The sequence below is a fragment of the Methanobrevibacter sp. genome, assembly GCF_045636185.1.
In the GTDB taxonomy this organism is placed as follows: domain Archaea; phylum Methanobacteriota; class Methanobacteria; order Methanobacteriales; family Methanobacteriaceae; genus Methanocatella.
In genome coordinates this window covers 1-5021 of record NZ_JAZTXC010000182.1, presented here as the reverse complement: position 1 = coordinate 5021, position 5021 = coordinate 1, and the positions used below count along the sequence as shown (strand labels likewise).

General features: G+C 34.3%; 3 protein-coding genes and 1 pseudogene. 2 read left to right on the top strand and 2 right to left on the bottom strand.

Annotated elements, in window-relative coordinates:
- Positions 1-1405 (top strand): annotated as a pseudogene (locus ACKI3Q_RS10000) (molybdopterin oxidoreductase family protein); the annotation flags it as partial.
- A gap of 113 nt (positions 1406-1518) precedes the next feature.
- On the top strand, positions 1519-2727 hold the full coding sequence (locus ACKI3Q_RS09995; RefSeq protein WP_407416445.1) for a Coenzyme F420 hydrogenase/dehydrogenase, beta subunit C-terminal domain: 1209 nt from the start codon (positions 1519-1521) through the stop codon (positions 2725-2727).
- A 104-nt stretch (positions 2728-2831) separates the two neighbouring features.
- Here ACKI3Q_RS09995 and moaA read toward each other — a convergent pair whose 3' ends face one another.
- Complete coding sequence (gene moaA, locus ACKI3Q_RS09990; protein WP_407416444.1) at positions 2832-3764, bottom strand: GTP 3',8-cyclase MoaA; 933 nt, start codon at positions 3762-3764, stop codon at positions 2832-2834.
- A gap of 3 nt (positions 3765-3767) precedes the next feature.
- Positions 3768-4805, bottom strand: coding sequence for a molybdopterin-guanine dinucleotide biosynthesis protein B (gene mobB / locus ACKI3Q_RS09985; RefSeq protein WP_407416443.1), 1038 nt, complete (start codon positions 4803-4805; stop codon positions 3768-3770).
- Positions 4806-5021 lie beyond the last annotated feature (216 nt).

The window sequence follows — 5021 nt, the reverse complement described above, 5'->3', positions numbered from 1 at the left end:
AATGAACGCAATGATTAAAGTTATCATTGACAAAGGATTACAAGATGATGAATTCATTGCAAACAGAACCAAAGGTTACGAAGAAATGAAAGAAGTTGTACAAAAATACGACTTAGATATGGCTTCTGAAATTACTGGTATCAAACCTGAAGTAATCGAACACTTAGCTGTAGAATATGCATCTGCTGACAAAGCAGCTATTGTATACTCATTAGGTATTACCGAACACTCCCACGGTGCAGACAACGTTATGTCCACTGCTAACTTAGCAATGTTAACCGGTAATATCGGTAAACAAGGTACTGGTGTAAACCCATTAAGAGGACAAAACAACGTACAAGGTGCTTGTGATATGGGTGCATTACCTTCTGACTACGTAGGTTACAGAAAAGTTAAAGACCCAGAAACTACTGCATGGTTCAATGACTATTACAGTGGATACGGATACGAAGTAAACTTACCAACCACACCTGGTTTAACTTTAGTTGAAATGATGAATGCAGCTCACGCTGGTGACTTAAAAGTATTATACATCCATGGGGAAGACCCAGTTCTCTCCGATGCTGACGTACAACACACCAAAGAAGCACTTGAAAACTTAGAAATGTTAGTTGTTCAAGAATGTTTCTTAACCGATACCGCACAATGTGCTGATGTTGTTTTACCTGCAGCAGGTTGGGGTGAACAAGAAGGTACCTTCACCAGTGGTGAAAGAAGAGTTCAATGCTTACACAAAGCACAAGAACCACCTGAAGGCGCATGGTTAGATTGGAAAATCATGGAAGAAATCGCAGTCAGAATGGGTGTCCCAAGAGAATTATTCCACTACGAATCAGCTCAAGACATCTTTGAAGAAATCAGAGAATGTGCTCCAATCATGGCTGGTATGAACCGTGAAAGATTAGACACTCCTGAAGCACTTCACTGGCCTTGCCCATCCGAAGACGACCCATGTCAACCATTAATGCACAAAGAGAAATTTGCACACCCTGATGGTTTAGGAGTCTTCCAAGCATTAGAACACAAAGGACCAGTTGAAACTGTAGATGACGAATATCCATTATTATTAACTACTACTAGAATATTGTTCCACTACCACGCTGCTATGACCAGAAGATGTGAAACTTTATCTAACGAAGTTAAAACAGGATTCATCGAAATTAACAGTAAAGATGCAGAAGCAAGAGGAATTATTAATGGTGAAGTAGTAAGAGCATTCTCAAGAAGAGGAGAAATTGCTATTCCTGCACGTGTAACTGATGATATCAGAGAAGGAATTGTAAACATCCCAATGCACTTTGTAGAATGTGCTGCTAACGTATTAACTAACTCCGATTCTTTCGACCCTAAATCTAAAATGGTTGAATTAAAAGCTTGTGCTATTGAAGTTGAAAAACTCCCTGAAAAAGTAGCAATGAAAGGCGAAGTTTACAAAGATGGTACTGACACTGAAATTAAAGCAGAAAAAATGTCAACTACCACTGTAAAAGTAGGTAAATAAATAAGGGGTAGATTTAAATGAGCGCAAATATTGAAAAAATGTATTATGCTTACTCTGCTAACGAAGACATCAAATCCAAAGGTGAATATGGTGGAGTTGTAACTACTATCATGAAACACTTATTAGAAAGTGGAGCTGTTGATGCAGTTGTTGGCGTAGAAGAAGGTCACGATTTATACGATGCTGTACCATGCTTAGTAACCGAACCTGAAGACATTATTAAAACTGCTGGTTCAATTCACTGTGGTACTTTAAACTTAGCAAAATTCGTATACAAATACTTAGACGGATGCAGAGACATGAAAGTTGCAGTCTCATGTAAACCATGTGACGCAATGACCATTAGAGAATTAATCAAAAGAGGAAAAATCATAGGCGATAACATCATTATGATTGGTGTAAACTGTGGAGGAACTTTACCACCTGTACCAACCATGAAAATGATTGAAGAAGTTTACGAATTAGATCCTAAAGATGTTGTTAAAGAAGAAATCTCTAAAGGTAAACTCATCATGGAAACTGCTGACGGTGAAGAAAAAGGCTTCGGTATTGAAGACTTAGAAGAAGACGGCATGGGTAGAAGAGAAAACTGTCAAAGATGTAACTTAAAAATCCCATCCAATGCAGATCTTGCATTAGGTAACTGGGGTGTTATCGGCGATTTAGCTGGTAAAGCTACTTTCGTAGAAGTTTTCACTGACAAAGGTTCTGAAATTTTAGCTGATGTTATTGACGCAGGTTTAATCGAAGTTGCTGAACCTATCGAAAAAGGAATTAAAATCAGAGAAAACATTAACAACTTCATGCTCAAAGCTGCTAACGCTAAGAAAGATGTAGATTATGCTGGTACTACTGGAGATATCATCGACGTATTCCACATGTACGATGAAGAATTCTCCAAATGTATGAAATGTTACGGTTGTCGTGAAGCATGTCCATTATGTTTCTGTGAAGACTGCTGTCTTGAAGCTGAAGGTCCTGAATGGGTACCTGGTGGATACACTCCTGCAGCACCATTCTTCCACTTAACTCGTATGGTACACATGGTTGATGCATGTACCAACTGTGGTCAATGTAGTGATGTCTGTCCTAGTGAAATCCCTGTAGCCAAAGTATGGAGTACTGTAAACAACAAAGTAAGAGATGTTTACGGATACATCCCAGGATTCGACAGTGATGACAGAATCCCATTCACCGAACACATTTCAAAAGCTAAAAAATTATAGATAAAGCATTTTGCTTTATTTATCTTTTTCTTTTTTTTTAAAAAAAGTCACTTTCTTTCTTTTTTTTTTAAACTAGTTTTTTATTATATACCAAAAAAAGAATTTTAATCGGTATTAAACGGTTCTCGTTTATTAATACCTTTTAAAAATATATTTTCTAATTCATCATCACTTGCATCATTTCTGATATTGGTGATAATATCTACAAGGTTATCGTTTCTAAGTAAGCAAGGTTTAATTTTACCGTCTGGCGTCACCCTTAATCTAGTACAATTTGCACAAAATTTAGAGTTATCAACAGGTTTAACTACCTCGATTTCTCCACCGTTAATGTAATATTTTCGACGACCTTGCATAAATTCACGTTCTCGAACATCATCAGCCATATCAGCTAACCTTTCTTCAACCATATCTAACTTATAATGGTATTCTGCTGAGAATTTATCGTCATCGCAGTTTTCACTTTCAATGAGTTCTATTAATTGAAGTACCATGTTATTATCTCTGCAGAAATTAAACATGTCTTTGATTTCATGTTCATTGATGTCTTTCATAATAACCATGTTTATCTTAACAGGATAAAGGCCAACTTCAACACTTTTCAGGATTCCCTCTTTGGCTGCAGTCAGATAATCCTTTTTGGTAATGAATTCATAGGTTTTAGGGTTTAATGTATCTAAGCTAACATTAACTCTGTCTAATCCCGCATTTTTAAGATCTTGAGCATATTTTTCAAGCAGTATTCCATTTGTTGTTATTGAAATGTCTTTAAAACCAATACTATTTATTTTTTCCACAATTTCAACAATGTCTTTTCTTATTAATGGTTCTCCGCCTGAAAGCCTTATTTTTCTAACTCCAATCCTTTTAGCTATTTGGCATATTTTATAGACTTCATCTGCAGTCATTTCGTTTTTAGATGATCTCATGCCGTCATGGTGGCAGTAAATACAGTTAACATTACACCTGTTTGTCAATGTAATTCTTAGTGAAAGTATCGGTCTGTCATAGTTGTCTTTTACTACTCTTTCGCTCATGGTTCATACTCCCACTTCAATTTTTATTTCATTGATTTCTTCATCAGTTTTTAATGTGTTCACCATTGCAAAAACACTTTCTTTTATGATTCCGCAGGTGAATTTATTGATTTCCAATATTTCATCGTTAATTTTCAAATCAATGTCTGCATTATATAGTTCATTATTTTCAATGCCTTTAATCTCTACAGTAATTTTTTCTATATTTTCTTCAGTTTTAAGGGAATTGACAATACCTTTAATGGAATTTGAGATAATGTCTATTACGAATTGATTTGCATCTAAAGGTTTTTTATTGATGAAAATTTCACCATTGTTTTTAGCACTTTTTTCTGCAGGATTTTCGTTATTAATTAATAACTCGATTTTTTCTACATCTTCTACGCCATATTCCTCAATATTTAATGTATTGATGATTCCAAGAACAGTCTGTTTAAAGTAATCGCTGACAAATCTGTTCAATCCAATCACTTTATTGTCTATTGACAAATAACTTGACACGTAATCCAAGTCTTCAGTTTTTATATTTCCCTCACGGATTTCTCTTGCAATTGCTTCGCCATTATTGTATCCGCAATTTTTCTTGAACAGTGTATCAACAATGTCATGACCTTTTTCTTCTATTAAATCTACCAGGTCACTAACACCACTTTCTGTAATTGTAAATGAATCAACTTGTTTTATTGTATATTTATCAACAACATCACTTGAAGTAGCTATTTTAGGATAATTATAACTTTTAAATCCTTCAATTACTACAAAATCAATATGGTCAAAATGCTTAATGAGATAAAGCAATCTGTTTAAATCCATTTTTTGCCTTATATTGAAAAAAGTTGTTGAGCCAATTCCTACTACCACATTTGATCCTGCGTTTTTGTGCTTCCAGGTATCCGTATTTTCTCTATCCATTTCCATTGTGTGGTGTGAATGCTTAATTGAAGCTACGTTATAGCCTCTTTTTGTAAGTTCCTCAATAACTTTTACTGTCAGTGAGGTTTTTCCAGTATTTTTTCTCCCCACAATTGATATAATTTTCATATTGTAATTCCCCATTTCAATAATTAATAATATATATTTTAAATTATTAATAGATTAATATGTGTAGTTACTACACATTTTAGGTCAACCTAAAATAATTGGCTTATTTTGACCATTTTTATAATACTTTTAGCTATTTAAAGTATTACTAATTTTCATCAAAAATTAAAAAATTTATATACTTTAATGTTTTAGAAGATATTATTTCATGAATAT

Excerpts from the sequence above, each read along its gene's own strand:
- moaA (WP_407416444.1), bottom strand. The coding sequence starts at position 3,764 with ATGAGCGAAAGAGTAGTAAAAGACAACTATGACAGACCGATACTTTCA.
- ACKI3Q_RS09995 (WP_407416445.1), top strand. The coding sequence starts at position 1,519 with ATGAGCGCAAATATTGAAAAAATGTATTATGCTTACTCTGCTAACGAA.
- mobB (WP_407416443.1), bottom strand. The coding sequence starts at position 4,805 with ATGAAAATTATATCAATTGTGGGGAGAAAAAATACTGGAAAAACCTCA.